Source organism: Vibrio sp. 10N.261.54.A5 (assembly GCF_041471145.1).
Lineage (GTDB): Bacteria > Pseudomonadota > Gammaproteobacteria > Enterobacterales > Vibrionaceae > Vibrio > Vibrio crassostreae_C.
The window spans coordinates 81,359-107,237 of record NZ_JBFRNU010000006.1 but is presented as its reverse complement, the minus strand read 5'-3'; the positions used below and the strand labels follow the sequence as shown (position 1 = coordinate 107,237).

Annotated in this window: 20 protein-coding genes; 10 read left to right on the top strand and 10 right to left on the bottom strand. The window is 45.6% G+C overall.

The genetic code is table 11. The features are described from left to right. The first annotated feature begins 181 nt into the window (after positions 1 to 181). Complete coding sequence (locus tag AB4329_RS01580) at positions 182 to 1,099, top strand: ABC transporter ATP-binding protein (RefSeq protein WP_017059435.1); 918 nt, start codon at positions 182 to 184, stop codon at positions 1,097 to 1,099. A 1-nt stretch (position 1,100) separates the two neighbouring features. Then, a complete protein-coding gene (locus tag AB4329_RS01575; RefSeq protein ID WP_010435987.1) occupies positions 1,101 to 1,871 on the top strand; it encodes an ABC transporter permease in 771 nt (256 codons plus the stop codon). A gap of 85 nt (positions 1,872 to 1,956) precedes the next feature. On the opposite strand, the gene panC is transcribed toward AB4329_RS01575, so the two are convergent. From panC to sfsA, 7 genes are all read right to left on the bottom strand, one after another. Next, entirely contained in the window at positions 1,957 to 2,847 is an 891-nt protein-coding gene (gene panC, locus AB4329_RS01570; RefSeq protein WP_017059434.1) for a pantoate--beta-alanine ligase, read from the bottom strand. Between the two features lie 8 nt (positions 2,848 to 2,855). Then, on the bottom strand, positions 2,856 to 3,650 hold the full coding sequence (gene panB / locus AB4329_RS01565) for a 3-methyl-2-oxobutanoate hydroxymethyltransferase (protein ID WP_017059433.1): 795 nt from the start codon (positions 3,648 to 3,650) through the stop codon (positions 2,856 to 2,858). Between the two features lie 22 nt (positions 3,651 to 3,672). Beyond that, positions 3,673 to 4,158 (bottom strand): 2-amino-4-hydroxy-6-hydroxymethyldihydropteridine diphosphokinase, encoded by a 486-nt coding sequence (gene folK / locus AB4329_RS01560; protein WP_004735459.1) that lies wholly within the window; start codon positions 4,156 to 4,158, stop codon positions 3,673 to 3,675. Next, entirely contained in the window at positions 4,155 to 5,510 is a 1,356-nt protein-coding gene (gene pcnB, locus AB4329_RS01555) for a polynucleotide adenylyltransferase PcnB (protein WP_017059432.1), read from the bottom strand. The genes folK and pcnB overlap by 4 nt, the downstream gene beginning before the upstream one ends. Before the next feature lie 183 nt (positions 5,511 to 5,693). Further along, a complete protein-coding gene (gene gluQRS, locus AB4329_RS01550) occupies positions 5,694 to 6,569 on the bottom strand; it encodes a tRNA glutamyl-Q(34) synthetase GluQRS (RefSeq protein ID WP_017068882.1) in 876 nt (291 codons plus the stop codon). Positions 6,570 to 6,787: 218 nt separating this feature from the next. Further along, positions 6,788 to 7,234 carry an RNA polymerase-binding protein DksA gene (dksA, locus tag AB4329_RS01545; RefSeq protein ID WP_004738189.1) on the bottom strand — a complete coding sequence of 149 codons (447 nt, stop codon included), beginning with the start codon at positions 7,232 to 7,234 and terminating at the stop codon, positions 6,788 to 6,790. A gap of 135 nt (positions 7,235 to 7,369) precedes the next feature. After that, positions 7,370 to 8,095: a DNA/RNA nuclease SfsA gene (gene sfsA / locus AB4329_RS01540; RefSeq protein WP_048612328.1), complete on the bottom strand. Its 726-nt coding sequence runs from the start codon at positions 8,093 to 8,095 to the stop codon at positions 7,370 to 7,372. Positions 8,096 to 8,129: 34 nt separating this feature from the next. Between sfsA and hrpB the strand changes: the two genes are divergently transcribed. The 4 genes from hrpB to acnB all read left to right on the top strand — a co-directional run bounded on the left by hrpB (position 8,130) and on the right by acnB (position 18,257). Then, positions 8,130 to 10,628: an ATP-dependent helicase HrpB gene (hrpB, locus tag AB4329_RS01535; RefSeq protein WP_372137593.1), complete on the top strand. Its 2,499-nt coding sequence runs from the start codon at positions 8,130 to 8,132 to the stop codon at positions 10,626 to 10,628. Then, positions 10,625 to 13,024 (top strand): penicillin-binding protein 1B, encoded by a 2,400-nt coding sequence (gene mrcB, locus AB4329_RS01530; RefSeq protein ID WP_372137592.1) that lies wholly within the window; start codon positions 10,625 to 10,627, stop codon positions 13,022 to 13,024. Before hrpB ends, mrcB begins: the two co-directional genes overlap by 4 nt. 38 nt (positions 13,025 to 13,062) lie before the next feature. Next, positions 13,063 to 15,396 carry a patatin-like phospholipase family protein gene (locus AB4329_RS01525; protein ID WP_372137591.1) on the top strand — a complete coding sequence of 778 codons (2,334 nt, stop codon included), beginning with the start codon at positions 13,063 to 13,065 and terminating at the stop codon, positions 15,394 to 15,396. Between the two features lie 272 nt (positions 15,397 to 15,668). Continuing rightward, positions 15,669 to 18,257, top strand: a complete 2,589-nt coding sequence (gene acnB, locus AB4329_RS01520) for a bifunctional aconitate hydratase 2/2-methylisocitrate dehydratase (protein WP_017059425.1) — start codon at positions 15,669 to 15,671, stop codon at positions 18,255 to 18,257. A gap of 101 nt (positions 18,258 to 18,358) precedes the next feature. Here the strand turns inward: acnB and AB4329_RS01515 are convergent, their stop codons facing one another. From AB4329_RS01515 to AB4329_RS01505, 3 genes are all read right to left on the bottom strand, one after another. Continuing rightward, on the bottom strand, positions 18,359 to 19,492 hold the full coding sequence (locus AB4329_RS01515) for a glycerate kinase (RefSeq protein ID WP_017059424.1): 1,134 nt from the start codon (positions 19,490 to 19,492) through the stop codon (positions 18,359 to 18,361). Positions 19,493 to 19,508: 16 nt separating this feature from the next. Beyond that, positions 19,509 to 20,774: a GntP family permease gene (locus AB4329_RS01510; protein ID WP_017059423.1), complete on the bottom strand. Its 1,266-nt coding sequence runs from the start codon at positions 20,772 to 20,774 to the stop codon at positions 19,509 to 19,511. Between the two features lie 127 nt (positions 20,775 to 20,901). Beyond that, on the bottom strand, positions 20,902 to 22,056 hold the full coding sequence (locus tag AB4329_RS01505) for a sugar diacid recognition domain-containing protein (protein ID WP_372137590.1): 1,155 nt from the start codon (positions 22,054 to 22,056) through the stop codon (positions 20,902 to 20,904). Positions 22,057 to 22,187: 131 nt separating this feature from the next. Here AB4329_RS01505 and AB4329_RS01500 point away from each other — a divergent pair, with 131 nt between their 5' ends. From AB4329_RS01500 to AB4329_RS01485, 4 genes are all read left to right on the top strand, one after another. Next, positions 22,188 to 22,556, top strand: coding sequence for a YacL family protein (locus AB4329_RS01500; protein ID WP_019824378.1), 369 nt, complete (start codon positions 22,188 to 22,190; stop codon positions 22,554 to 22,556). A gap of 238 nt (positions 22,557 to 22,794) precedes the next feature. Further along, positions 22,795 to 23,133, top strand: coding sequence for a P-II family nitrogen regulator (gene glnK / locus AB4329_RS01495; protein WP_004738200.1), 339 nt, complete (start codon positions 22,795 to 22,797; stop codon positions 23,131 to 23,133). Positions 23,134 to 23,160: 27 nt separating this feature from the next. Then, positions 23,161 to 24,390, top strand: coding sequence for an ammonium transporter (locus AB4329_RS01490; RefSeq protein WP_017059420.1), 1,230 nt, complete (start codon positions 23,161 to 23,163; stop codon positions 24,388 to 24,390). Positions 24,391 to 24,685: 295 nt separating this feature from the next. Beyond that, on the top strand, positions 24,686 to 25,699 hold the full coding sequence (locus tag AB4329_RS01485; protein ID WP_016790767.1) for a Fe(3+) ABC transporter substrate-binding protein: 1,014 nt from the start codon (positions 24,686 to 24,688) through the stop codon (positions 25,697 to 25,699). Positions 25,700 to 25,879 lie beyond the last annotated feature (180 nt).

Here is a 25,879-nt window from a genome sequence, read left to right as displayed (position 1 = left end):
TGTTTTCGAAAGAAACTCTCACACGATATTTGTATTAATCGTCAATCAACGATAAACTTGTTTGCAAAATGGCCGAGTTAACAAGTTTGGGTTAGTTTTCTGCTAGCTCGTTTTAAGCATTACTCTCTTCCTCAAGCTCGGTCGTCTACATCTTATCTATAGCAAATGGCAGTCTATCTCTATGTATGCATTAGAAATTGAGCAATTAAGAAAAACTTATGCTGGGGGCTTCGAGGCTCTTAAGGGCGTTAGTTTACAAGTAGAAAAAGGCGACTTTTACGCACTACTTGGTCCCAATGGTGCGGGTAAATCAACCACCATTGGTGTTATCTCTTCACTGGTAAATAAAACGTCAGGCAAGGTTAAAGTGTTCGGCTACGACATTGATACCGATCTGGAATTGGCGAAGCAGAACTTAGGCCTTGTGCCTCAAGAGTTTAACTTTAACCCGTTTGAAACCGTTGAACAGATCGTGCTGCAACAAGCGGGTTATTACGGCGTGCCAAAAGCATTAGCGAAAGAGCGAGCGAAAAAGTACCTATCTCAACTCGATCTGTGGGAAAAGCGTGGCGAACGCGCGCGTAACTTGTCTGGTGGTATGAAGCGTCGTTTGATGATCGCGCGTGCATTGATGCATGAACCTCATTTGTTGATCCTTGATGAACCGACAGCAGGCGTTGATATTGAACTACGTCGTTCAATGTGGGAATTCCTAAAAGAGATCAATGAGAAGCAGGGCATTACCATTATCTTGACCACGCACTACCTAGAAGAAGCAGAAATGCTGTGTCGCAACATTGGTATCATCAATCGCGGTGAGCTGATTGAGAACACAACAATGAAAGCGCTGTTGGGCAAATTGAGTGCTGAGACCTTTATTCTGGATCTGGAAGAGGGCACGACTGAACCTAAGCTTGAAGGCGTGAATAGCCAAGTGATGGTCAATGGCTCGCTAGAAATCGAAATCGACAAGAACCTAGGTTTGAATACCATCTTTGCTCAATTGAGCGAGCAACAGGTTAAAGTCCTCTCTATGCGTAACAAAGCAAACCGTCTAGAAGAGCTATTTGTGAGTATCGTCCGTGAGGGGAGTAAATAATATGTACAGCCTATATTGGACCGCTTTCTGCAGTTTGTTGACCAAAGAGATCAATCGCTTTACTCGTATCTGGGTGCAGACTCTGGTGCCGCCAGCGATTACCATGACGCTTTACTTCATCATCTTCGGTAACCTGATTGGTGCGCGTATTGGTGAAATGAACGGCTTTAGCTACATGGAATACATTGTTCCCGGTCTGATCATGATGTCGGTGATCACCAACTCATATTCCAACGTTGCTTCATCGTTCTTTAGTGCCAAGTTCCAGAAGAACATTGAAGAGCTGCTTGTAGCGCCTGTTCCTAACTACGTGATTATCGCCGGCTTCGTAATGGGTGGTGTGGTTCGTGGCTTGTTAGTGGGTACCATAGTAACCTTCGTGTCGTTGTTCTTTGTCGACTTACAAGTTGACCATTGGGGCGTGATCATTGCGACGGTATTTTTAACGTCGGTAGTATTCGCTTTGGGTGGCTTGATTAACGCGGTATTCGCACGCACGTTTGATGATATCTCTATTATCCCAACCTTTATCTTAACGCCGCTGACGTACCTTGGTGGTGTGTTCTACTCGATCAGTCTATTGCCTGAATTCTGGCAAGGTGTATCGAAGTTGAACCCTATCGTGTACATGGTTAACGCGTTCAGATATGGCTTCTTGGGTGTGTCTGATGTGGGGATCGTGACGTCGTTTGGCGTACTAGGTGTGTTTATCGTGCTGTTGTATGGCATTGCACACTACCTAGTGACAAAGGGTATTGGCTTACGTAGCTAACCTTTGGTTCATCTAAGTAACAGGTAAAGAAAAAGGTCGATATAACATCGACCTTTTTTTGTTTTGCGTTAAGAGCAGAAGCCGACTATTCAGTCGTTTCTTCTTTCACTTCTTCTTTGGTTTCCGTTACCAAATCGAGAACTTGGTTATCGATAAGACGCGTCTTACCTAGGAAAGCCGACATTAGAATCACTGCTTGAGTTGATTCTGAAGTGATCGCTTGCAGAGTTTTAGCATCACAAATGAAGATTTCGTCAGGTTGAAGATCTGCAGCGCGTAGCTGGTCAGTAGCATCTTCAATCACTGATGCGTAATCATCGCGACCACCACGAATAGCGCTGCTGATCCAGCGCATAGTACGCGCTAAAACGGGCGCTCGTTGGCGCTCGTCAATCGTTAGGTTGCTATTGCGAGAGCTCATTGCCAAACCATCCATTTCACGAACGGTCGCAACGCCGACAACTTCAATGTCTAATGCTAAATCAGTGGTCATCTGGCGAATAACAGCAAGTTGCTGAAAGTCTTTCTCGCCGAAGCATGCAAAGTCTGGCTGAACGATATTAAACAGTTTAGTGACAATGGTTGATACACCACGGAAGTGACCTGGACGAGAGGCACCTTCAAGCATGTGAGATATGCCAGGGACCTCAACAAACGTCTGCTTGTCTAATCCATCTGGGTACATCACCTCTGGCGTTGGTGTAAATACTAGCTCAACCCCTTCACCTGTTAGTTTGCTTAAATCTGCTTCTAACGTTCGAGGGTAGTTGTTTAGGTCGTCTGCACGGTCAAACTGCATTGGGTTTACAAAGATGCTTACCACAACGATGTCGGCCAGTTCACGAGCTTTCTTTACCAGAGTCAGGTGGCCTTCATGCAGGTTTCCCATTGTCGGTACAAAAGCAACCGTACGTCCATCACGCTTAAACTGTTTAATCTGCTCACGAAGAGCCGCTATTTCAGCAAAAGTTTGCATACTTACTCCTAAGCGATTGTATGAGCTTCATCAGGGAAGCGCGCGCTCTCTACTTCTTCTTTGTATAGAGCTACTGCCTTACGCATATCACCTGTTTCTGCTAGGAAGTTCTTAGAGAACTTCGGCATGTAGTTCGCAGAAATACCGAACATGTCATGCATAACCAAGATCTGACCATCGGTAACATTACCTGCGCCGATACCGATAACCGGTACGTCACAAGCTTCTGTAATTCGTTTTGCCAATGAAGCTGGCACACATTCAAGTAGAACGATTTGAGCGCCTGCGTTTTGCAGTGCTAACGCGTCAGCAACCATTTTGTCGGCTTGCTCGTCGTCACGACCTTGAATCTTGTAACCACCAAAGATGTTCACAGATTGAGGCGTTAAGCCTAAGTGCGCACATACTGGTACTGCGCGTTCTGTTAGCATTTTCACAGTATCAACCAACCAGCTTCCGCCTTCGATTTTTACCATGTTCGCACCAGCACGCATCAAAGTCGCTGCGCTCTCACAAGCTTGTTCTGGCGTTGCGTAGCTCATGAAAGGCATGTCAGCCATAAGAAGACAGTTCGGGCTACCAGCACGCACTGAGCGAGTATGGTAAGCAATGTCTTCAACAGTTACTGGTAATGTATCGTTATGGCCTTGTAAAACCATACCCAGTGAATCACCGACAAGCAGAACTGGCATTTCTTGGCTTTCGAATAATTGAGCAAAGCTCGCATCATAAGCTGTCGAAGTCGCGAATTTACGGCCTTCACGTTTGCATTTGATCAGGTCGTTAATGGTTACTTTTTTCATTGGTTTTCCTTAATGCGCTTGGCTATTGTTGCCAAACATTGAGCCCGTTCTTATCTACTATTTTCAGTAGTTCTGTCAGCTCAGTCCCATCAGGGAGTTGTAAACTTGGTGCGATTTCAGCAAGCGGGTAGAGTACAAACTCTCGTTCTTTCATTCCATAATGAGGAACGATTAAGCGCTCTGAATCGATCACCTCATTGCCGTATAGCACAATGTCGAGATCCAAGGTTCTTGGTCCCCAACGTTCGTCTTTACGGACGCGCCCTTGCTCTAGTTCGATCTTTTGAGTGCAATCAAGCAGTTCAATTGGCGTTAATTCGGTTTGGATAGCGACTACCGCGTTGATGTAGTCTGGTTGATTTTGCGGTCCCATTGGAGTGCTACTATATAGCTGAGAGGTCGCAATAAACGTTGATCGCGGTAGGCTTTTTAGCGTTTCGATAGCCAAATTTGCTTGGCTAACTGGGTCGGCAAGGTTGCTGCCGACCGCAATGTAAGCAGTTATCATTCTGATTGCTTACTCTTTTTGTTTCGGTAAGTCTTACGGCGACGATGGCCTGACTTTGATGGTGCTGCAACGTCGTTAGCCATTGCTTGACGCATGTTACGACCTGCAGTCTGATAACGCTCCCACCATTTTGCTAACTCTTTGGTTTCGCCACCTTCAATCTCACCACGCATTTCTAGGAAATCGTAGCCTGCACGGAATTTGTTTAATTCCATTAGACGAACAGCGCGTTTACCGTTGCGACGAGGCAGTCGAAGTTGCAGTTGCCAAACTTCGCGAATGGTTGCTGTGTGACGACGAGGAATCGCAATAGACTTTACTTGCTGATCTAGAATGATGTTACTCGCTTCCATGATCGCATCGTAGTGTGCCATACCCTGTTCAGCGACAAGTTTGTCTGCCAGCTTGTTCATTGGGTACCAAAGCATCGCTGCGAACATGAATGCTGGGTTTACTCGCTTACCATCTTCGATGCGAAGGTCGGTTGAATCGAGAACCAAATCAAGCATCTGCTCTGTGTGTGAGTCGTAATCTTCAGTGAAGTGCTCCGCTACCGCTGGGAACATCTGTTGGAATAGATTGTACTCGCGCATCAAGTGGTAGGTTTCTAAACCGTGACCTGATTGCAGTAATTTCAGAGACTCTTCGTAAAGGCGCGCTGCTGGGATATCTCTTAGAAGGTGAGCTAACTCTTCAATCGGGTCAGCCGTGTCTTCTTCGATGTCGAAATCCAGTTTAGCGGCGAAGCGCATTGCACGTAGCATACGTACTGGGTCTTCGCGGTAACGCGTTTCTGGATCGCCAATCAGGCGGATCAGTTTATCTTCTAAATCTTCTACACCACCCGCGTAATCGTGGATGCTGTAGTCTGCAATGTTGTAGTACATCGCGTTGATTGTGAAATCACGACGCTCTGCATCTTCATCAACACTGCCGTACACGTTATCGCGCAGCAGCATGCCTTCTTTCGATTGTGCAGAAACGTTTTTTGATGGTTCTTGGTGGTGACCACGGAAAGTTGCCACTTCAATGATGTCACGACCAAACATGATATGTGCCAAGCGGAAACGGCGACCGATAAGGCGACAGTTTCTGAAGAGGTGTTTGATCTGCTCTGGCGTTGCGTTGGTCGCAATATCAAAATCTTTTGGCTGAGAGCCTAATAAGATATCGCGCACACCACCACCGACTAGAAATGCGTCAAAACCCGCACCATTCAGGCGATATAGCACTTTTAGTGCGTTGTCGCTGATCTGCTTGCGTGAAATATTGTGCTCTTGACGAGTATAAATATTCAGAGCTAATTCGTGGAATCCGCGTTGTTCGCTTGGGGTATTGTCGTTTGTATTCATTAGTTTAGAACAAAGTAGGTATCGCCAACTTTGTTTTTCTCTTAGTCCAAAGTGGTAGTGCAGAGTTTAATTGCGGCTAATAATAGCTTAGCGCGAGCCATTTGAGAACATCGTCTGCTTAACCACATTGGTTGGTTATGGCATTTTTATGTGTCGTTTTTGCTATTTGCCGTGAGTTTCGAGCTAATTACAGTGCTCTTTTTGTAAACTATCAGGTAACTGACTGACGTTCCATTGCTGGCAGCCCCACAATAAAATCTCATCCATTGAAGCCTCACAAAGAGCCGTCGGGATATCAAAACCTAAGAATCGCATCGCGTTGAGTAACGTTGGTTTTGGGTTGTCGAGATCTATCGCGGTGGCATGGTTCTGTTTTGACAGTTTATTCCCCAAGCCATCGGTTGCCAATGGTAAGTGCAAGTAGCTCACTGTTTTTTGCTTGAGCGTCTTATACAAACTGATTTGTCGACCGGTGGGTTCTATCAGATCTGCGCCTCTTACGACTTCTGTTACTCCTTGTTCGATGTCATCAAGGACAACGGCCAAGTTATAGGCAAACAATCCATCTCTGCGTTTAATAATAAAATCTTCTACAGCTAGTGCTTTAGGGATTTGAATGGTGCCGTGGCGAACATCATCAAAGGATTCTACTGGAAAGTCCATGCACAAGCGCACCGCCTGTTCACCTGAATCGATTAGGCCTACATCTCGACAGTGACCATTGTAAAAGCCGCCCAAAGCCTTTATCTGCTTGCGGGTGCATTGGCAGTAGTAGGCTTGATTGTCAGCAACCCATTGATCGATTTGAGCTTGATACAAGTCATGACGTTGGCTTTGATAGACGACTTCACCATCCCAAAATAGATGGTAAGCCTCAAGCGTCTTAAGAATGAGGTCTGCAGCGCCGGCCATTTCTCTTGGCGGGTCGAGGTCTTCCATACGAACTAACCATTTTCCTTGGTTAGATTTCGCTTGAAAGTAGCTACCAAGAGCAGCAACAAGTGAGCCAAAATGAAGAGGACCTGACGGTGATGGTGCAAAGCGCCCGATATAATTCATGAGTGAACAACCTAATCTAAATGGTACCGCAGTAGCCGATTCTTAAGACGTTTGACAAGAGCTTTAATGCCTAGAACTAAGCTTCAATCTATAGAACAAGGTTTGATGTATAGAACTAAGGCTTAAAGCTGCTATTTACTATCAAGCGTGTGAAATACTTCGCTTGGATAACAAACAAAAAAGGGAGCCAAGGCTCCCTTTCTTTACATCTGCAAGAATTAACCTTGCATCTGTTTTTCTTTGATCTCTGCAAGTGTTTTACAGTCAATACAAAGATCAGCAGTTGGACGAGCTTCAAGGCGACGAATGCCAATCTCGATACCGCAAGAATCACAGAAGCCGAAATCGTCTTCTTCGATCTTGTCTAATGTCTTCTCAATTTTTTTGATAAGACGACGCTCGCGGTCACGGTTACGTAACTCTAAGCTGAATTCTTCTTCTTGAGAAGCACGGTCAACTGGGTCTGGGAAATTCGCTGCTTCGTCCTGCATGTGGTGCACAGTACGATCAACTTCTTCCCTGAGCTGGTTGCGCCAAGCTGCTAAAATTTTTGTAAAATGTTCCGTTTGCTCAGGTGACATGTACTCTTCACCTGGCTTCTCTTGGTACGGTTCAACACCTGCGATGGCTAGGATGCCTAGCGCTTTTTTCTTAGATTCTGGCATACAGCATCTCCTATTTACACCTAGTCAACTGCAAAGCAGCTAATTTTAAGGCGGGTATCTATAGCAGAAAGAACGAATGGTGGCAAATACTCTTATTCAAACTTGCAATCAATGTGATTAGTTCAGCATCTTTGCCTAGCTATTGATAAATTCAACAGCTTGTTTTAGTTGTATTTGAGTACTGCTGAGCTCTGCTTTATAGCAAAGCACTTCAACTCCAGCGTCTTGTGCTTGTTTTAGTAATAACGAATATTTGGCGTCTATATGGTGTGCCGCAGACACTTTTTCAATACCTGAATGTAAAACAGTGAATAAAAGTACGGCTCTATTTCCAGATTCGACCATTTCTGTGAGTTCACGCAGATGTTTTTGGCCTCTGGTTGTGACCGCATCAGGGAAAAAACCTTGCCCTTTAGTTGACGTTTCTAGCTCGTCGAGCAAAGTGACGCTTTTCACTTCGATATAGCAAGGCGGCTTTTCGTTATCTTCAAGCAGAATATCAATGCGACTATTCTCACTGCCATATTTCACTTCGGTTCGTAACGCGTTATAACCTAAGAGTTCAACTATAGTCCCATTTTCAATTGCTTCCACTGCTAGCTGGTTTGCCCGCGCAGTATTTACACAAATACGATGACCTTTGTCTGTTTCTGAGATCTCCCAGCTGTTTGGGTACTTTCTCTTTGCATTATCGGAGGTTGAGTACCACACCGTATTGCCAGGAGTCGCACATCCTGTCATCGCTCCAGTGTTAGCGCAGTGAATAGTACGCTCGCTACCGTCAGGAAGTTGGATGTCAGTGAGGAAACGTTTATAGCGTTTAATAAGAGTCGCAGGCTCTAATGGCGGATTGAAGTGCATATTACTTATTTAGACAGGTAGGTTTTTATGTACAATGTTGCCAACATTACACCACAAGGTTCTCCCATTGCCACAACTGCCCATAGAAGCTGTGATGCCAGATCTGCTCGCTGGCGTAGAAACACACACTCAACTTATTCTAAAGGCCGCTCCCGGTGCGGGTAAGTCAACATTCTTCCCTTTACAGTTAGTTAAGACCAACGCCGTTCAAGGCAAAATCATCATGCTTGAACCGAGGCGTTTAGCGGCAAGGAATATTGCCACTTACTTAGCGAGCCAATTGGGAGAAAAGGTGGGAGAGAGCATTGGCTTTAGAGTTCGTGGTGAATCTAAAAGCAGCAGTACGACTCGCTTAGAGATTGTTACTGAAGGGATCATGACAAGAATGATCCAAACCGACCCTGAATTGACAGGGGTTGATATGGTGATCTTTGATGAATTTCATGAGCGCAGCATTCACGCAGATACCGCATTGGCTTTTAGCTTAGAGATCCAAGACGCGCTGCGTGACGATCTAAAAGTGGTTGTGATGTCGGCAACCTTAGATCAACAAGCGCTACAAACTTTGCTACCGGATGCCAAATACGTTGAATCACAAGGTCGCACCTTTCCGGTCGATTTCCGTTATCAGCCTCTTAGTGCAAATGAATATCTAGCCCCTAAAATGGCTAACGTGATTCGTTCGCTGATGGAGAAAGAGTTAGGCTCACTTCTGGCCTTTTTACCGGGCGTTTCTGCGATTAAACAGGTGGAATCTCAACTAGAACAATTCGCCAATGATATCGATGTGTGTCCTCTGTATGGGCAACTCAGCTTTTCTCAACAGCAGAAAGCGATCGCGCCATCAGAGAAAGGGCGTCGAAAGGTGGTGTTAGCGACCAATATTGCTGAGACTTCTTTGACGATTGAAGGCATTCGATTGGTGGTTGATTCCGGGCTTGAACGTGTGGCGAAGTTCGATCTGAAAACCGGTATTACTAAGCTTGAGCAAGTTAAGATCTCGCAATCTTCTGCTGAACAACGAGCAGGTCGTGCGGGACGAATTGAAGAGGGCTTGTGCGTTCGTTTGTACAGCGAAACGCAGCTGATGCAGCAACCAGCTATACCAGAACCTGAAATTCTTCATTCTGATTTGTCTTCGCTGGTGTCTGAATTGACGCAATGGGGCGCTGCGAGTGCTGATGAACTGCAATGGTTAGACGTTCCACCAAAAGCTTCTATCGGGCAAGCCAAGCAACTCTTACAGACTCTTGAATTGTTAGACGATAATGGTCAATTTACGGCATTAGGAAAACAGGTCCAACGTTTAGGTCTAGAGCCTCGTATTGCCAGCATGTTGGTTAAAGCGCAGCAAGGTAGTCCTGCTCTGTTGAATGTCGCGATTGTTGCTGCTGCTTTGCTGGAAGAGCCGGAGCGCAATGTGACAGATATTCAACACTCTTTGCATCGACTTAAGCAAAGAAAACATTCCAAAAATAGCGTTGTGATGCAGCGAGCGAAAAGTCTCGCGAGCAAACTCAATCATCACTTAGATTTGTCACAAGCTGACGAATCATTGCTACCATTAGTGCTTTGTTTTGCCTTCCCAGACCGGATTGCACAAGTGAGAAGCGCGACCAGCAGTGCTTTCCTTTTGGCGAATGGCCACGGTGCTGAGGTTCGTGATGATGATCCACTGGCGAACAATAACTATATCGTAGTGATTGATTTGATGCGCAGCACAGGGCGAGCCAGTCAGATTTTCTTAGCCACCGCGGTTGATATCGCACAGTTAGAAGCTGAATTTCCAAAACTGTTTGTGCGTTCCGATTACGCCGATTGGGATGAGAAACGTGGCCGTTTAGTTGCTGAGCAGCGTGTATCTCTGGGCAAGTTGATTATCAGCACCAAAGCTTTACCTGATCCCGATGCGAATCAGGCGAGCCAAGCGCTGCTCAATTATGTCGCTCGATGCGGGCTGGATCGCTTAAATTGGACAGCTTCGGCTAAGCAGTTGGTTGAGCGTGTGCGCTGTGCAGCACTTTGGATGCCTGAGCATGATTGGCCAGCGATGGACGATGCGAGTTTGATTGAACACCTTGATGAGTGGCTATCTCCCTATCTGAATGGCATTAAGTCGGCAAAAGGGCTGGCTAGTGTTTCGATTGAGCAAGCATTGTCGGCTTATCTTGGCTGGCCTTTGAATCAAGAAATCGACCAATGGCTGCCAACACACTATCTGATGCCAACAGGCAGCAAGAAGGCCATTCGTTATCAATATCAATCTGAACCAGTGATCTCAGTGCGAATGCAGGAAGTCTTTGGCGAACAAGACTCGCCATTGATCGCGCAAGGGCGTAAAAAAGTAGTGCTTGAGCTACTTTCTCCAGCACAGCGACCACTGCAAATTACTCAAGATTTAGCCGGCTTTTGGGCTGGTGCGTACAAAGAAGTACAAAAAGAGATGAAAGGCCGTTACCCAAAACATCCTTGGCCGGATGACCCTGCTAACCATGTAGCAACCACTAAAACCAAACGACAGTTGAATCGATGATGACCAAAATGTTAACGCCAAAAAAGGCACCACCTAAAAAAGCGCCAGCAAAGAAGTCACCAGCGACCAAAGCCAAGCCAAGAAAACCAAGAGCGGCTGCGAAAAAGACCAAACCTAAGGCTAAGAAATCTGGCAAAAGAGGTTGGTTGAAGATCCTATGGGGCATTTCTTGGAAAGCGGGCTTAGCGCTTGCGGCATTGCTGTTGTTCGTCGGTATTTATCTTGATTCTGTGGTCAAACAGCGCTTTGAAGGTCAGCTGTTTGATTTGCCAACCGTGGTTTATGCGCGAGTGCTAGACCTGTCTCCGGGAACTCCGGTGAGTTTGGTTCAGGTTAAGAATGAGCTCGATGTACTTAATTACCGTAAGGTGAACGCGCCTCGTCACCCAGGCGAATACTCTTCTTCTTCGACCAAGATTGAAATGATTCGTCGTCCGTTCGAGTTTGTTGATGGACCGGAAGCGGATCGTCATGTGATGCTGCACTTCAATGGTAACGAATTAACTCGCATTCAGTCGCTGGAGAAGAAAGGCGACATGGGCTACCTGCGTGTTGAACCGAAAATGCTTGGCATGCTTGAGAAAAGTAACGATGAGCAGCGCCTGTTCTTAAAACGCAATCAGTTCCCAGAAGTGATGGTTGATGCCTTACTGGCAACCGAAGACCGAAACTTCTATCAACACGATGGTGTGTCGCCACTGGCCATCGCTCGTGCAATGGTCGTTAACGTCAAAGCTGGGCGAACGGTACAAGGTGGTAGTACGCTGACACAACAGTTGGCAAAAAACCTGTTCCTGTCCAGTGAACGTACATTGTGGCGTAAGGTTCGTGAAGCCTACATTGCACTTATCTTAGACCATCGTTACAGCAAAGACCGTATCCTAGAGGCTTACTTAAATGAGGTTTATCTTGGACAGAATGGTGGGCAAGCGATTCATGGCTTCGGTTTAGCGTCTCGTTTGTATTTTGGTCAACCTATTCAAGAGCTGCGCATCGATCAGCTAGCACTGCTGGTGGGTATGGTGAAAGGACCGTCGTATTACAATCCGGTTCGCTATCCTGAGCGTGCTAAGACTCGACGCGATCTGGTTCTTCGCTTATTGATGCAACAAGACATCTTAACTCCGCGACAATACGAAGAGGCGGCGAGTCGTGATTTGGATATTCAAGACAACCCACGCATTGCTAGCCGTCAGCCCGCTTATTTCCAACAAGTAAACATTGAGCTTAAGAAGTATGTCGGCGATCGATTTGAGGCGAAAAAAGGGATTCGAGTCTTTACCTCTCTGGATCCGGTATCTCAAGACAAGTTAGAGAAGTCGATTGCTCGTAAGGTGCCTGATTTATCGAAAACCGCAGGTAATAAGCTGGAAGCAGCAGCTATTGCCGTGGATAGAAATACCGGTGAAATCCGGGCGATGGTCGGTGGTAAGCGTACTGGCTACGATGGCTTTAACCGTGCCTTGAACGCGAGTCGCCCAATTGGTTCTTTGGTCAAGCCTGCAATTTACTTAACCGCACTAGAGCAGCCTCAGAAGTACACGTTGGCGACAACATTGAAAGACACGCCACTGAGCTTGAAAGGCAGTAAAGGTAGCGTGTGGAGCCCGAGAAACTTCGATCGTAAGTTCCGTGGCGATGTGCCTTTGTATGTGGCGCTTTCTAAGTCTTACAACGTACCTACTGTTCGTTTAGGCATGCAATTAGGCATTGATAGTGTCTCGGATACGATTGGAAAACTGGGGGTCGATAAAAATGAGATTCGCCCAGTGCCGTCGATGTTTTTGGGTTCGTTCTCACTGACTCCGTTCCAAGTTGCGCAGATGTATCAAACCATTACCAATTCTGGGCGTATAGCACCTTTGTCTGCGCTTCGCTCAGTTGTTGATAACGATGGCGAGGTTCTGTATCAGTCGATCCCTCGTGTATCACAAAGCGTTGACCAGCAAGCCGCTTGGCTTACAACCTATGCAATGAAACGTGGCGTGTCGGAAGGCACGGGCCGTTTCCTACAAGGTCAGTTTGCATGGGCAGGGTTAGCTGGTAAAACTGGCACTAGTAATGACAGCCGAGACAGTTGGTTCGTGGGCGTAGATGGCCGTGAAGTGACGACCATCTGGCTAGGACGTGATGATAATAAGCCGACTAAGCTTACTGGTTCGAGTGGTGCGTTACGTGTTTATGCCGATTATCTGAAACAGAGAACACCCGAGCAGTTATTGCTGCCTTGGCCGACAGGAATTGTCACCGCTAACTTTACTCGAACTTCTCAAGGGGCTTTAGAGTTTGATTGTGATGGCGCAGTCAAACTGCCAGTTTGGGATGAGGGTGGAAACATTAAAAAGGGCTGTGAAAGTCAACCAAAACAGTGGCTAAAGAAGCTTTTTCAGTGGTAAAGTCGTAACAAGAAAGAATGACAAGGACAGTTAACATAATGATTTCTCGTTGGTTAGTGAGTGGCTTAGGCATTGTCGGTACTGTGATCAGTTTTCAGCTGTTTGCATCCACCGCGACACAGGTTGATCAATCTCAGCAGGCTGAACAAGCTCATAAAAGACCAACCGTTGCTGTCGTTCTTGCTGGTGGCGGGGCAAAAGGTGCAGCTCACATTGGTGTGCTTAAAGCTCTAGAAGAGATGCAAATCCCGGTTGATTACATTACCGGTACCAGTATGGGCTCATACGTTGGTGGTCTTTATGCGACAGGGATGAGCGCAGACGAGATCGAGAGCTTTATTTATACGGTTGATTGGAATCGCGGTTATCGTGATCGCGTTAACCGTAGTGATCGCCGAGTGCGTGACAAAGAGTATGAAGACCGCTATCAGCTGAACACCGATCTAGGTTTGGGCTGGGGAGAAATCAAAGCAAGAAAAGGCGTGGTTCAAGGTCAGAATATGTTGCGTATTTTGCGTGAAACTACGGGTAACTTATCCCCGCTGGATTCTTTTGACCACCTTGCTATCCCTTACCGTTCAGTCGCAACTGACATTATCGAACTTGAAGAGGTGGTCATCGATCATGGCCACCTTGTTGATGCCATGATGGCGAGTATGTCAGTTCCCGGCGCGCTTCCCCCTTATGACCTCGATGGTCGAATGCTGGTTGATGGTGGTGTCACCAATAACATGCCCGTCGACGTAGCCAGAGCGATGGGTGCAGACATCGTCATTGCGGTGGATATCAGTACCAACTACAAAGGCAAAGATGATTTCACGAATTTTCTAGCCGCAGCTGACCAACTCTCTAATTATCTTGTTCAACGCAGCACCCAAGAGCAAGCTGAAACTTTAACAGACGATGATGTCTTCCTGCGCCCAGATGTTGGGGAAATGGAGACGACAGAATTTGATAAAATGCCATCGGCTTTCCTCGCGGGCTATGAAGCTGCTAAGCAGCATACTGATGAACTTTCTAAGCTATCGCTCTCAAATGCCGATTATCAGCATTATATCGAGGACAAACAAAAAGCGCGCAGACAGCTAAAACACGGCGATAAGACCGTCGTTGACCGAGTTGTTATCAATAACAATACCCACTATTCCGATAAGCTGATCGAAAACCGTTTAAACCTTGATTCAGGTGAGATTCTGAAGACCAGTGAAATTGAATCTAAAGTACAAGACCTCTATGCGCTAGATAGATTCGAGTTGGTGACTTATGAATTTGACACGGTAGATGGCGAGGAGCAACTGCTGGTCGATGTGAACGAAAAATCTTGGGGGCCAAACTACCTCAACTTTCGATTCTTTCTTGAAGATGATTTCTCTACTACAAGCCAATACTCGCTCGGTGTCTCAGCCAACTTTACTGATATTAATAAGCATGGTGCAGAGCTAAGAACCAATATCGAGATGGGAACGGACAAGCGAATTGAAGCGGAACTTTACTCGCCATTCTTTTCGAGTCAAAAGCTGTTTACTTCGGCATCGGTTGTTTACAGCAAAGAGAACAGAAACCTACCCGCAGATATTGATGATATTGAAGAACCGACACTGGACGTAACGAAAGATTATCTCCCTATGACGTATAGTGAATATGTCGGTGAATTGGCATTAGGCTATCAACCAACCTTGTGGCAGGAGCTGACATTTGGTGTTCGTTATACAGATGGGGATGTTGAGGTTTCTTCGTTACCTTCATTGGGCAGTGGTGGCTACAAGCGTATTGGTGGCTTCATGGGTTACCGACTGGATACTTTGGATAATTTCAGCTTACCGACCAAGGGTTACTTTGTCGATTTAGAGTACCTCGTTTCTCATGATGATTTTGATAATGACAGCTCTCTTGGTGAATCGGATTTAACGTCTGAGAGTGATACGGTTTATGAGTTTTCGGCCAATTTCATGGCAGCAAAGAGTATTGAGAAGCATACTTTAGTCGCAAAGCTGGATTACGGTATTGTAGAGAGCAAAAATTCGATTTTCCCTATTGATCCCAAAGAGCTTGGTGGCTTCTTAAACCTGTCAGGTATTCCAAGGAATAGTATGATTGGTCAGAACTTGGCTTACACCAGCCTTATTTATCGTTATAAGTGGTTTGAAAATGACTTCGGCCTTTTTAAATCACCATTCTACGTGGGCGCATCCATTGAGCATGGTGGTGTTTGGTCGAACAATGATTTGAGTATTGATGAAGCGCCAATGTACACCGCGGGTTCTGTTTTCGCGGGTGTTGATTCTCCAATCGGGCCGATCATTTTAGCTTATGGCCGAACCGAAGATAATTTCGATTCGGTGTATCTGATTGTAGGTACGTCCTACAAATAATCATGCGCAGAGTCGCCATTTAAGTGCGTAATTAGGCAAAAATAGTGGGACTTTCGTCTTAACTTGCTATGTTGGTCAAAATGATAAGATTTTAATTTAACGTTAAATTTGCTATTCTACCGCCCACAGTTTGGCCTCTATGACGCCGCTCATCAATACAAATTGAATGACAAAAATGGCAATGGAGAGCCAAGTTTCCAAGGATGTTCACTTCTTTATTTTACTAACAATTATGAAGGGAAGAAGTGAACCGCAATGAGAGGAAAAAAGTCGTGCTTGAAGCCTACCGTAAACACGTCGAAGAACGTGCTGCCGAAGGAGTTGTTCCAAAACCACTAGATGCTGAGCAGGTAGCTGGCCTAGTTGAACTTCTGAAGAATCCACCTCAAGGTGAAGAAGAAATCATTCTTGACCTACTAGAAAATCGCATTCCACCGGGTGTAGATGAAGCTGCTTACGTAAAAGCTGGCTTCCTTACGGCTATCACTAAAGGTGAAGTAGCTTCGCCACTAGTAAGCAAAGCAAAAGCTGCAGAACTGCTTGGTACCATGCAAGGCGGTTACAACATCGAATCTCTAGTATCTCTACTAGACGATGCTGAGCTTGCTCCAATCGCTGTTAAAGCGCTATCTCATACTCTACTGATGTTCGATGCGTTCTATGACGTAGAAGAGAAAGCGAAAGCTGGCAATGCTGCTGCACAACAAGTACTTCAATCTTGGGCTGATGCTGAATGGTTTACAGCGAAAGATAAAGTAGCAGAAAAAATCACAGTAAAAGTATTTAAAGTCACTGGTGAAACGAACACCGATGACCTATCTCCAGCGCCTGATGCATGGTCACGTCCTGACATCCCAGTACACGCGAAAGCGATGCTGAAGATGGAACGTGATGGCATTACTCCTGATGAACAGGGTAGCGTTGGTCCAATCAAACAAATTGAAGAAATGCAAAAAGATGGCATTCCACTGGCTTACGTTGGTGATGTTGTTGGTACAGGTTCTTCACGTAAATCGGCAACAAACTCAGTACTTTGGTTCATGGGTGAAGATATCCCATTCGTACCAAACAAGCGTACTGGCGGTGTTTGTCTTGGTGGTAAAATTGCACCAATCTTCTACAACACAATGGAAGATTCAGGCGCACTACCCATTGAACTGAACGTACAAGACATGAACATGGGCGATATCATTGATATCTACCCGTACGAAGGTGTTGTTCACAAGAACGGTTCTGTGATTTCAAACTTTGAGCTAAGCAAAGTACTTCTTGATGAAGTGCGTGCTGGTGGCCGTATTCCACTGATCATCGGTCGTGGTCTAACGGGTCGTGCTCGTGACGCTCTAGGTCTAGCTGAAACGGATCTGTTTGCTAAACCAATCGATCCATCTGCATCTGATAAAGGCTACACGCTAGCTCAGAAGATGGTTGGTAAAGCATGTGGCGTTGAAGGTGTTCGTGCTGGTCAGTACTGTGAACCTAAAATGACGACAGTGGGTTCTCAAGATACGACCGGTCCTATGACTCGTGATGAGCTTAAAGATCTGGCGTGTCTTGGTTTCTCTGCAGACCTTGTAATGCAGTCTTTCTGTCACACATCGGCATACCCGAAACCTGTTGATGTAAACACTCACCATACGCTACCTGATTTCATCATGAATCGTGCGGGTGTTTCACTTCGTCCGGGTGATGGCGTTATCCACTCATGGCTAAACCGTATGCTTCTTCCTGATACTGTAGGTACAGGTGGTGACTCGCATACTCGTTTCCCTCTAGGTATTTCATTCCCTGCGGGTTCTGGCTTGGTAGCATTTGCTGCAGCAACAGGCGTTATGCCTCTTGATATGCCTGAATCTATCTTGGTTCGCTTTAAAGGTGAAATGCAACCGGGTATCACGCTACGTGACCTAGTACATGCCATTCCTCTTTACGGCATCAAGCAAGGCCTACTAACGGTAGAGAAAGCAGGTAAGATCAACGAATTCTCTGGTCGTGTACTAGAAATTGAAGGTGTTGAGCACTTATCTGTTGAGCAAGCATTTGAGCTTTCTGATGCATCTGCTGAGCGTTCTGCTGCAGGTTGTACCGTTAAGCTTTCTGAAGAGTCTATCTCTGAGTACTTGAACTCGAACATCGTGATGCTGAAGTGGATGATCGCTGAAGGTTACGGTGATGTTCGTACGATTGAGCGTCGTATTACAGCAATGGAAGAGTGGCTAGCTAACCCTGAGTTGCTGTCTGCTGATTCAGATGCGGAATACGCGCACGTTATCGAGATTGACCTTGCTGATATCGATCAACCAATCCTATGTGCACCAAACGATCCAGATGATGCTCGTCTTCTATCTGACGTTCAAGGCACAGAGATTCAAGAAGTGTTCATCGGTTCTTGTATGACCAACATCGGCCACTTCCGTGCCGCTGGTAAGATGCTAGAAGAGTTTAACGGCTCGCTAAATACTCGCCTATGGGTGGCTCCGCCAACGAAGATGGATAAAGACCAACTGACAGAAGAAGGCTACTACGGCATCTTCGGTCGTGCTGGGGTACGTATCGAAACTCCTGGCTGTTCACTATGTATGGGTAACCAAGCTCGTGTTGCTGATGCTTCGACGGTTATGTCGACGTCAACGCGTAACTTCCCGAACCGCTTAGGTAATGGCGCGAACGTTTATCTGGCTTCTGCTGAGCTTTCTGCTGTTGGCGCGATTCTAGGTCGCATCCCAACGAAAGAAGAGTACTTAGAGTACGCTGAGAAGATTAATGCAACGGCTGCTGATACATACCGTTACCTGAACTTCCATAAAATGGGTCAGTACACGGAAAAAGCAGACACGGTTATCTTCCAAGAGCCTGCGTAACGTCTGATTTTGTTGTAAATATAATTAAGGCCGCTGTGAATAGCGGCCTTAATTGCTTTTAGCATACAGCGAAAATTGCTTTTAGCTTACAGAGAGCTCGATTAGTGCTTAATCGTATACATTGCTGCAACATTGCGAGCAGTAAGTTCAATATTTTCAGCCGCTTCAGCCAAAGCTGTCGGCAAGTCTACTGAACGGTTCACTACCGCAAATACCGCGTCGATACCATGCTCATGAACCACACCACAATCACTGGCTAGACAGCCGGCAATACCGATGACAGGCAGTTTATGTTTTTTGGCTGTGCGAGCGACACCAATCGGTGTTTTGCCATGAATGGTTTGGCTATCAATGCGCCCCTCTCCTGTAATCACAAGATCAGCATCTGAGACTATTTCATCTAAATTGACGGCGTCCATTACGATGTTAATACCAGGGCGAAGCTCCGCATTTAACAGGCCAACAAGTGCCGCGCCTAGACCGCCTGCCGCGCCAGCACCAGGGAGATCAATGACATCGACGCCTAACTGGTTTTTCATGATACTGGCATAATGAGCAAGGTTAGCATCTAACAGCTCAACCATTTCTGGTGTTGCGCCTTTTTGCGGACCGAATACCTGTGATGCCCCTTTTGGTCCGCATAATGGATTATCGACATCACAAGCGACCTCTAAGCGTACGTTTTGTAGGCGTGGGTCGAGGTTGGTGAGATCAATGGTTGTCAGTTTTGACAGTTCACCACCACCAAACACCAGCTCGTGACCCTCTGCATCTAGCATACGAATGCCTAGCGCTTGAGCCATTCCTAAGCCACCATCATTGGTCGCACTACCACCAATGCCAATAATAATATGCTCAACACCTTTATCTAATACGGCTTTGATCAACTCACCCGTACCATAGGTAGTGGTTTTTAGTGGATTACGTTGTTCTGGAGAGACTAAATCTAGGCCGGAAGCGGCCGCCATTTCAATAATGGCAGTTTTACCGTCACCGAACATACCGTAGAAGCCTTCGACAATTTCACCTAATGGACCAATCACTGGATGTTGGATGATAGAGCCATTGGTCGCATCCACCAGAGATTGTACTGTGCCTTCACCACCATCAGCCATTGGTAATTTTACGTATTCGGCGTTTGGTATTAGCTGTTTAAAGCCATCTTCAATCGCTTGAGCAACGCCCATTGCTGATAGGCTTTCTTTATATGAGTCAGGAGCAATTACAATTTTCATTTTGATACCTTTAAACTTAAACAAACAGACCAAATACACCGAAGATCATTACTGAGACGAAGGCGATAACAAGACCGACCGCTGACTCATAAGGGATGAGTTTTAGACGTTCATGAATACTCATATGTACCGCACCACCCGTGGCATGGAAGAAGCTACCATGTGGCATATGGTCAAGTACTGTCGCACCAGAGTGGATCATTGCTGCGCCTGCGAGAGCTGGAACACCTAGCTCAAGAATGGTGCTGGCAAATACATTCGATGCCACTACTGTTCCGGCAGTTGTCGATGCGGTTGATAGTGCCATCAGTGCGCCAGAAAACGGAGCAAGTAAGTAAGAAGGCAGCCCAGACATCGTCAGCACTTCAATCAGATCAGCTTTTAGTCCTGAGTTAGCAATGATGCCTGCAATGGTTCCTGTGCCCAGTAGCATTACAGCAACCGGTGCCATACGTGACAAGCCTGAAACCGCAAAGCTATTGGCTTGTTTGAAGCGACCCATAGCCAGTGCACCCAGCAATCCACCCAAGGGTAATGCAATTAGAGGATCAACATTGATATCAGCGAGTGGTCGCAGCGCGAGTAGGGCAATAGCCACTAACGGTGCAACGATTGAAGAAGAAAAGCTTGGCAGTGAACTTTGATCCGCTTTGACCACTTCACTTTCCGCTACTTTTGAACCTTTATTGACGAGGCGCTTTGCCAAGAAGTAGGCGAAAAGCAGCCCAAATAGACCCGGAATCACGCCTGCAGCCATCACAGAGGTTAACGGAACATTGAACGCATCAGCCGCCGCAATGGCATTTGGGTTAGGCGACATGACATTACCTGCTTTACCGCCGCCCACCATCGCTAAAAGGATCGCGGTTTTAGAAAGGTCTGCGCGGCGAGCAATAGCCAGTGCAATAGGAGAAACCGTGATAACGGCCACATCAACGAAAACGCCAACAGCGGTTAAAATCATGGTCGCAATGGCAAGAGCAAGTAAGGCGCGAGTTTCGCCTACTTTTTTGATGATGGATTCTGCAATCGAGGTAGCCGCCCCTGATTCAATTAGTACGCCGGCCAACACACCAGCGGCGAGAATTCGCATCACTGAAGTGACGATCCCTTGGGCACCACCTATCATTAACTCAACGGTTTCGGTGAGAGAAACGCCGCCAACCACGCCGCCAACCAAAGCACCGATGATCATGCCGTAGGTGGGTGGCACTTTTTTAAGAATGAGCGCGATAGCAACAATCAATGCTGAAAGTGCGCCAAGAGTTGAAACTTCAATCATGTTCTATTTCCCAGATAACGATGTGGCATTTTCGGCAAATATAAAGATATAGGGTTGGTAAGTCTTTGTCATTCTCTACAAATAAGTGCTCAAATCGGTCCTTTTAAATTGTGCAGTTGCACATTTTTTAGCTCGACCAGTGGAATAGATTTATTGCAATGTAGAGTTGAAATAGATCGTCTATATTGTTGATATTTAATGATGTTATTTGGTTTATCTTGTCTGTTCGATAGCGTAGCGTATTGCGATGGATATGTAGTTCGTTACAGGTGAGAGCTGAATCACAGTTCTGCTTTAAATATGTCTTCAAAGTTTTGATCAGTATCCCTTTACTGTCCTGTTGTTGAAGATGTAGGTAAGACTGCTCCAGTTGCTCACGAATCCATGGATCTTGTAACAGGCTACTCATAATGGCCGGCAGTCGATAGTCTTGATAGAAAAACATGTCTCCGGGGCGGTTACCGACACTGCGCATAGTGAGCTCAGCGGTATCATATGAGCGTGCTAAACCAGAAAGTCCGGTAAAGTAATCCCCAAGCGCAATCTTGATTTGAAACTTAGCTTCTTTCTTTATTCTTTTGAGTAGCAATTTCACGCGCTTGGCTTCTGCATCCTTGGACCAGCTGTTCCCTATCAGGGTTATAGGCTTGAGTACCACCACTTCGTTTTGTGAAACAGACAAGATACCGACTAAATTATCGCGCTCGGGATATTCAAGTAAATGTACTAATTGCTGTAAGTTTTCCAATGAAGGCGGAGTGTCTCCTATCGGTAACACCTTGACGATGGCGGCAATCCGCGGTTGTGCAAGGTCGAGATCCAGACGCTGTGCGATGGATTGCAGTTGCATGTCATTAAGCGTGCTACCTCGGATTAATTGCAATACCAATTCTTCACGATGCCTCTTATTCCATTCTACTTGAGACATAAGTACAGCTTGTTCAACAATAAGCTCAGCGGTCATCTTCACCAGCTCACCAAAATGATGAACTTGCTGCAGTGTCCCAGAAACCCCAATCGCCCCAATGACATTATCCTGAAATAGAATCGGTAAATTAACTCCAGGCTTAACCCCTTTTAGGTGTTCGGCAGTGGCTTCGTCAATATTAACGACTCGTGATTCGGTGATGGCAAGTACCGCTCCTTCATGTTTTTGGTATAAGCGAGTAGGATCACTGGATCCAATAATGCGACCTTTATTATCCATCACATTAATCGAGTGTGGGATGATCTTCATGGTTCGTTCGACAATTTGTTTGGCAATCATTTCGTTCAACTGCATAGAGCCCTCCTCTTCATTGACTGTGTAGGTTGGATCGTAACGATAAATTCGTCAATACGCTCGTTTCTGACAAGACAATGGTATACTCAGAAATAGTATCGCTTGAGTATTAATGCAGTATAGGTTGAGTTATGGAGTTTGAATTTACTAGAAACACTCTAATGGGTGAATACTATGTGAAATGCAGCATGGGCCATGAGATTGTTGGCCGTTGGCTTCAAGAAGAGATCGGTAAAGATAAGCAAAAATTAGATCATGTGATGGCGTTGATTGAGCAATCTCGACAGGACTTGAGCAATGAAGTGACGTTGCTTGGCAAAGAGATTAGCCTTGCGATTAATGAAGACGAAGTAACGATTCAAGAAAACGTGTTAGCGCATGAGCAAGAGATGGAAGAGGGCAGTGAGTTCGACTTCTATAACTGTGAAAGCCAAGCAAGCTGTGGAATCGACGATTTCGAACTGCTCATCGAACGCTGGATGGATTTTTTAGGTTACTAGTCCTAAGACCTATTTGTTAGTCATTCAGAGCTTTGAAGGCTCCGTTGCCCAAAACTGGAGCAATAAGAGCATCGCGCATTAAGATAGTGAAAAGGCTGCACCATGTTGGTGCGGCCTTTTTCGTTATTACGACCTTATTATCTTCATCTTATTTAAAATCAAGCACTTAACTTTTTGGCACGCTACTTGGATTGTAATAAGAGAATTAACGGATTAAGTAAGAATTTAAGGAACGAATATGAAATTAATAAATGCCATTGTTAAGCCATTCAAATTAGACGATGTACGCGAAGCGCTCTCTGATGTGGGTATTGAAGGTATGACTGTTTCTGAAGTGAAAGGCTTTGGTCGTCAGAAGGGACACACTGAATTGTATCGTGGTGCAGAGTACCAAGTGGATTTCCTACCAAAGGTGAAGCTAGAGATTGCTACCCAAGCTGAGAATGTTGACCGAGTTGTTGAAGCGATTAGCCAAGCGGCACACACCGGAAAAATCGGCGACGGCAAAATTTTTGTGTATGACCTAAGCCAAGCCGTACGAATTCGTACTGGTGAAATGGATGCTGAAGCACTTTAAAGAATTACAAGGACTGGAGACTTTAATATGGAACTTACAACAACAGTAACGGAACTACGTTACGCACTAGACACTTTTTTCTTCCTCATTTCAGGTGCGTTGGTAATGTGGATGGCAGCAGGCTTCGCGATGTTAGAAGCTGGCCTAGTTCGTTCAAAGAACACCACAGAAATTTTAACTAAGAACATCTGTTTGTACGCAATTGCTTGTACAGCTTTCTTAGTGGTTGGTTACAACATCATGTATGTCGACAACGGTGAAGGCGGTTGGTTGCCATCATTTGGTACTCTAATTGGTACACAAGGTGAAGGCGCAGATCACTCTCTAGAATCAGACTTCTTCTTCCAGGTAGTATTCGTTGCAACAGCAATGTCTGTAGTATCTGGTGCGGTTGCTGAGCGTATGAAGCTTTGGTCATTCCTAATCTTCTCTGTAGTACTAACAGCGTTCATTTACCCTGTTGAAGGTTATTGGACTTGGGGCGGTGGTTTCCTATCAGAAGCGGGTTTCAGTGACTTCGCAGGTTCAGGTATCGTACACATGGCTGGTGCAGCAGCAGCGTTAGCTGGTGTTCTACTACTCGGTGCTCGTAAAGGTAAATACGGTAAGAACGGTGAAATCTACCCGATTCCTGGTTCAAACATGCCACTTGCAACGCTAGGTACATTTATCCTTTGGTTCGGTTGGTTCGGTTTCAACGGCGGTTCTCAACTGATGGTTTCGGATTTTGAGAACGCAACAGCAGTAGGTCAAATCTTCCTTAACACCAACGCAGCAGCAGCAGCAGGCGCAATTGCAGCACTACTAGTATGTAAAACAACTTGGGGTAAAGCAGACCTAACAATGATTCTTAACGGCGCGTTAGCTGGCCTAGTAGCAATCACTGCAGACCCTCTATCACCATCACCTCTATTTGCTGTAGCGATTGGTTCGGTATCTGGTGCATTGGTTGTATTCAGCATCATCGCTCTAGACAAAGCTAAGATTGATGATCCAGTAGGTGCTATCTCTGTACACGGTGTATGTGGTTTCTTCGGTCTAATGGCTGTGCCACTAAGCAACGCTGATGCAACGTTTGGTGCTCAGCTAATGGGTGCAGCAGTCATCTTTGCATGGGTATTCGGTGCTAGCCTAGCAGTATGGGCGGTGCTTAAAGCAACAATCGGTATCCGAGTAACGGAAGATGAAGAACTTGAAGGTATGGACATGCACGATTGTGGTGTCGGCGCTTACCCTGAGTTTGTATCAGTAAAATAATCAACAGTCGTCGCCTAATCTGAATGGGTTAGGTTGGACAAAGAAAGCCCCGCAACTCTTGTTGCGGGGCTTTGTTGTATTTACGGTTGCACAATATATAAACACGAACGTTGAAGTTAGGCTCATTGTTTAAGGGGAACGACAAGACACAAAGTTGAAATGGTTTGTTACAAAAGTGAGAGTTTGAATGGTCTGAGTAGACGGATTTTTTGTTGGTCGTCATTGTAATTATGTTAATGATGAATATAATAACGCAACTGATAGACATTATCATTTCGATATAAAGGATTTTACAATGAAGAAACTGCTAACACTTTCAGCTCTAGCGTGTGGTGTAATTGCCCCGACAGCAATGGCTGCGGAAGAAGTAAACGTATACTCTTACCGTCAACCTTTCCTTGTTGAGCCAATGTTCAAAGAGTTCACAAAAGAGACTGGTATTAAAGTAAACGTTAAGTTTGCTAAAAAAGGTTTAGCAGAGAAGTTAGCTCAAGAGGGTGAATACAGCCCAGCTGACGTTGTCTTAACTGTAGATATCAGCCGTCTATCTGAGCTAACTAAACAAGGTCTGGTTCAATCTGTAGAAAGCGATGTACTTGAAAAGAACATCCCAGCTCAATACCAAGATACAGATAACGAGTGGTTCGCTCTAACAACTCGTACACGTAGCGTTTATTCTTCACGTGACCGTGTTGGTCGTCTAGGTGAAGAGTTCACTTACGAAGATCTAACTAAGCCTGAATTTAAAGGCAAAATCTGTACTCGTAGTGGTAAGCACCCATACAATGTTTCTCTAGTATCTTCGATGATTGCTCACAAAGGTGAAGCTGAAACGAAAGAATGGCTAGAAGGCGTAAAAGCAAACCTAGCACGTAAGCCTCAAGGTAACGACCGCGCGCAAGTTAAAGCGATTAAAGAAGGTCTATGTGATGTTGCTCTTGGTAACAGCTACTACCTAGGTAAGATGGTTAATGATAAAGAGCAAAAAGCTTGGGCTGACTCTGTTTACATTAACTTCCCTAACCAAGAGACTACAGGTACTCACGTAAACATCTCTGGTATGGCAATGGCTAAATACTCTCCAAATGAAGAGAATGCCGTTAAGCTGATGGAATTCCTGTCTGGTAACACAGCACAAAGCATGTACGCAGAAGTGAACTACGAATACCCAGTGAAAGCAGACGTTAAACCTTCTGAGCTTGTTGCTTCATGGGGCGAGTTCAAAGCGGATACTATTTCTCTAGATGAAATTGCAAACCACCACGCGGCTGCAATCAAGCTATTAGACGAAGTTAAGTTCGATCTATAATTTATTACGGTAGGCTCCGGCCTAAGTAAAATGACAACCTCAAGTCGCCATTTTGGTTACTTGGGGTTGTTTGTTATTGGAAAATCACTTTTTGATACAAAGCACCCCGTTGATCCCTTGAGTTATTAGCATCTCACCTTGAAGTCATTAGAGTATATGGGTATAAATAACCCCACCATT

What these genes read in the sequence shown, in the direction of transcription:
- folK (WP_004735459.1), bottom strand. Translation starts at nt 4,158, where the DNA reads ATGATAACTGCTTACATTGCGGTCGGCAGCAACCTTGCCGACCCAGTT.
- pcnB (WP_017059432.1), bottom strand. Translation starts at nt 5,510, where the DNA reads ATGAATACAAACGACAATACCCCAAGCGAACAACGCGGATTCCACGAA.
- AB4329_RS01515 (WP_017059424.1), bottom strand. Translation starts at nt 19,492, where the DNA reads ATGAAAATTGTAATTGCTCCTGACTCATATAAAGAAAGCCTATCAGCA.
- dksA (WP_004738189.1), bottom strand. Translation starts at nt 7,234, where the DNA reads ATGCCAGAATCTAAGAAAAAAGCGCTAGGCATCCTAGCCATCGCAGGT.
- panC (WP_017059434.1), bottom strand. Translation starts at nt 2,847, where the DNA reads ATGCAAACTTTTGCTGAAATAGCGGCTCTTCGTGAGCAGATTAAACAG.
- sfsA (WP_048612328.1), bottom strand. Translation starts at nt 8,095, where the DNA reads ATGCACTTCAATCCGCCATTAGAGCCTGCGACTCTTATTAAACGCTAT.
- glnK (WP_004738200.1), top strand. Translation starts at nt 22,795, where the DNA reads ATGAAATTAATAAATGCCATTGTTAAGCCATTCAAATTAGACGATGTA.
- AB4329_RS01485 (WP_016790767.1), top strand. Translation starts at nt 24,686, where the DNA reads ATGAAGAAACTGCTAACACTTTCAGCTCTAGCGTGTGGTGTAATTGCC.
- mrcB (WP_372137592.1), top strand. Translation starts at nt 10,625, where the DNA reads ATGATGACCAAAATGTTAACGCCAAAAAAGGCACCACCTAAAAAAGCG.
- AB4329_RS01490 (WP_017059420.1), top strand. Translation starts at nt 23,161, where the DNA reads ATGGAACTTACAACAACAGTAACGGAACTACGTTACGCACTAGACACT.
- AB4329_RS01510 (WP_017059423.1), bottom strand. Translation starts at nt 20,774, where the DNA reads ATGATTGAAGTTTCAACTCTTGGCGCACTTTCAGCATTGATTGTTGCT.
- hrpB (WP_372137593.1), top strand. Translation starts at nt 8,130, where the DNA reads ATGTTGCCAACATTACACCACAAGGTTCTCCCATTGCCACAACTGCCC.
- AB4329_RS01580 (WP_017059435.1), top strand. Translation starts at nt 182, where the DNA reads ATGTATGCATTAGAAATTGAGCAATTAAGAAAAACTTATGCTGGGGGC.
- panB (WP_017059433.1), bottom strand. Translation starts at nt 3,650, where the DNA reads ATGAAAAAAGTAACCATTAACGACCTGATCAAATGCAAACGTGAAGGC.
- AB4329_RS01525 (WP_372137591.1), top strand. Translation starts at nt 13,063, where the DNA reads ATGATTTCTCGTTGGTTAGTGAGTGGCTTAGGCATTGTCGGTACTGTG.
- gluQRS (WP_017068882.1), bottom strand. Translation starts at nt 6,569, where the DNA reads ATGAATTATATCGGGCGCTTTGCACCATCACCGTCAGGTCCTCTTCAT.
- AB4329_RS01505 (WP_372137590.1), bottom strand. Translation starts at nt 22,056, where the DNA reads ATGCAGTTGAACGAAATGATTGCCAAACAAATTGTCGAACGAACCATG.
- AB4329_RS01500 (WP_019824378.1), top strand. Translation starts at nt 22,188, where the DNA reads ATGGAGTTTGAATTTACTAGAAACACTCTAATGGGTGAATACTATGTG.
- AB4329_RS01575 (WP_010435987.1), top strand. Translation starts at nt 1,101, where the DNA reads ATGTACAGCCTATATTGGACCGCTTTCTGCAGTTTGTTGACCAAAGAG.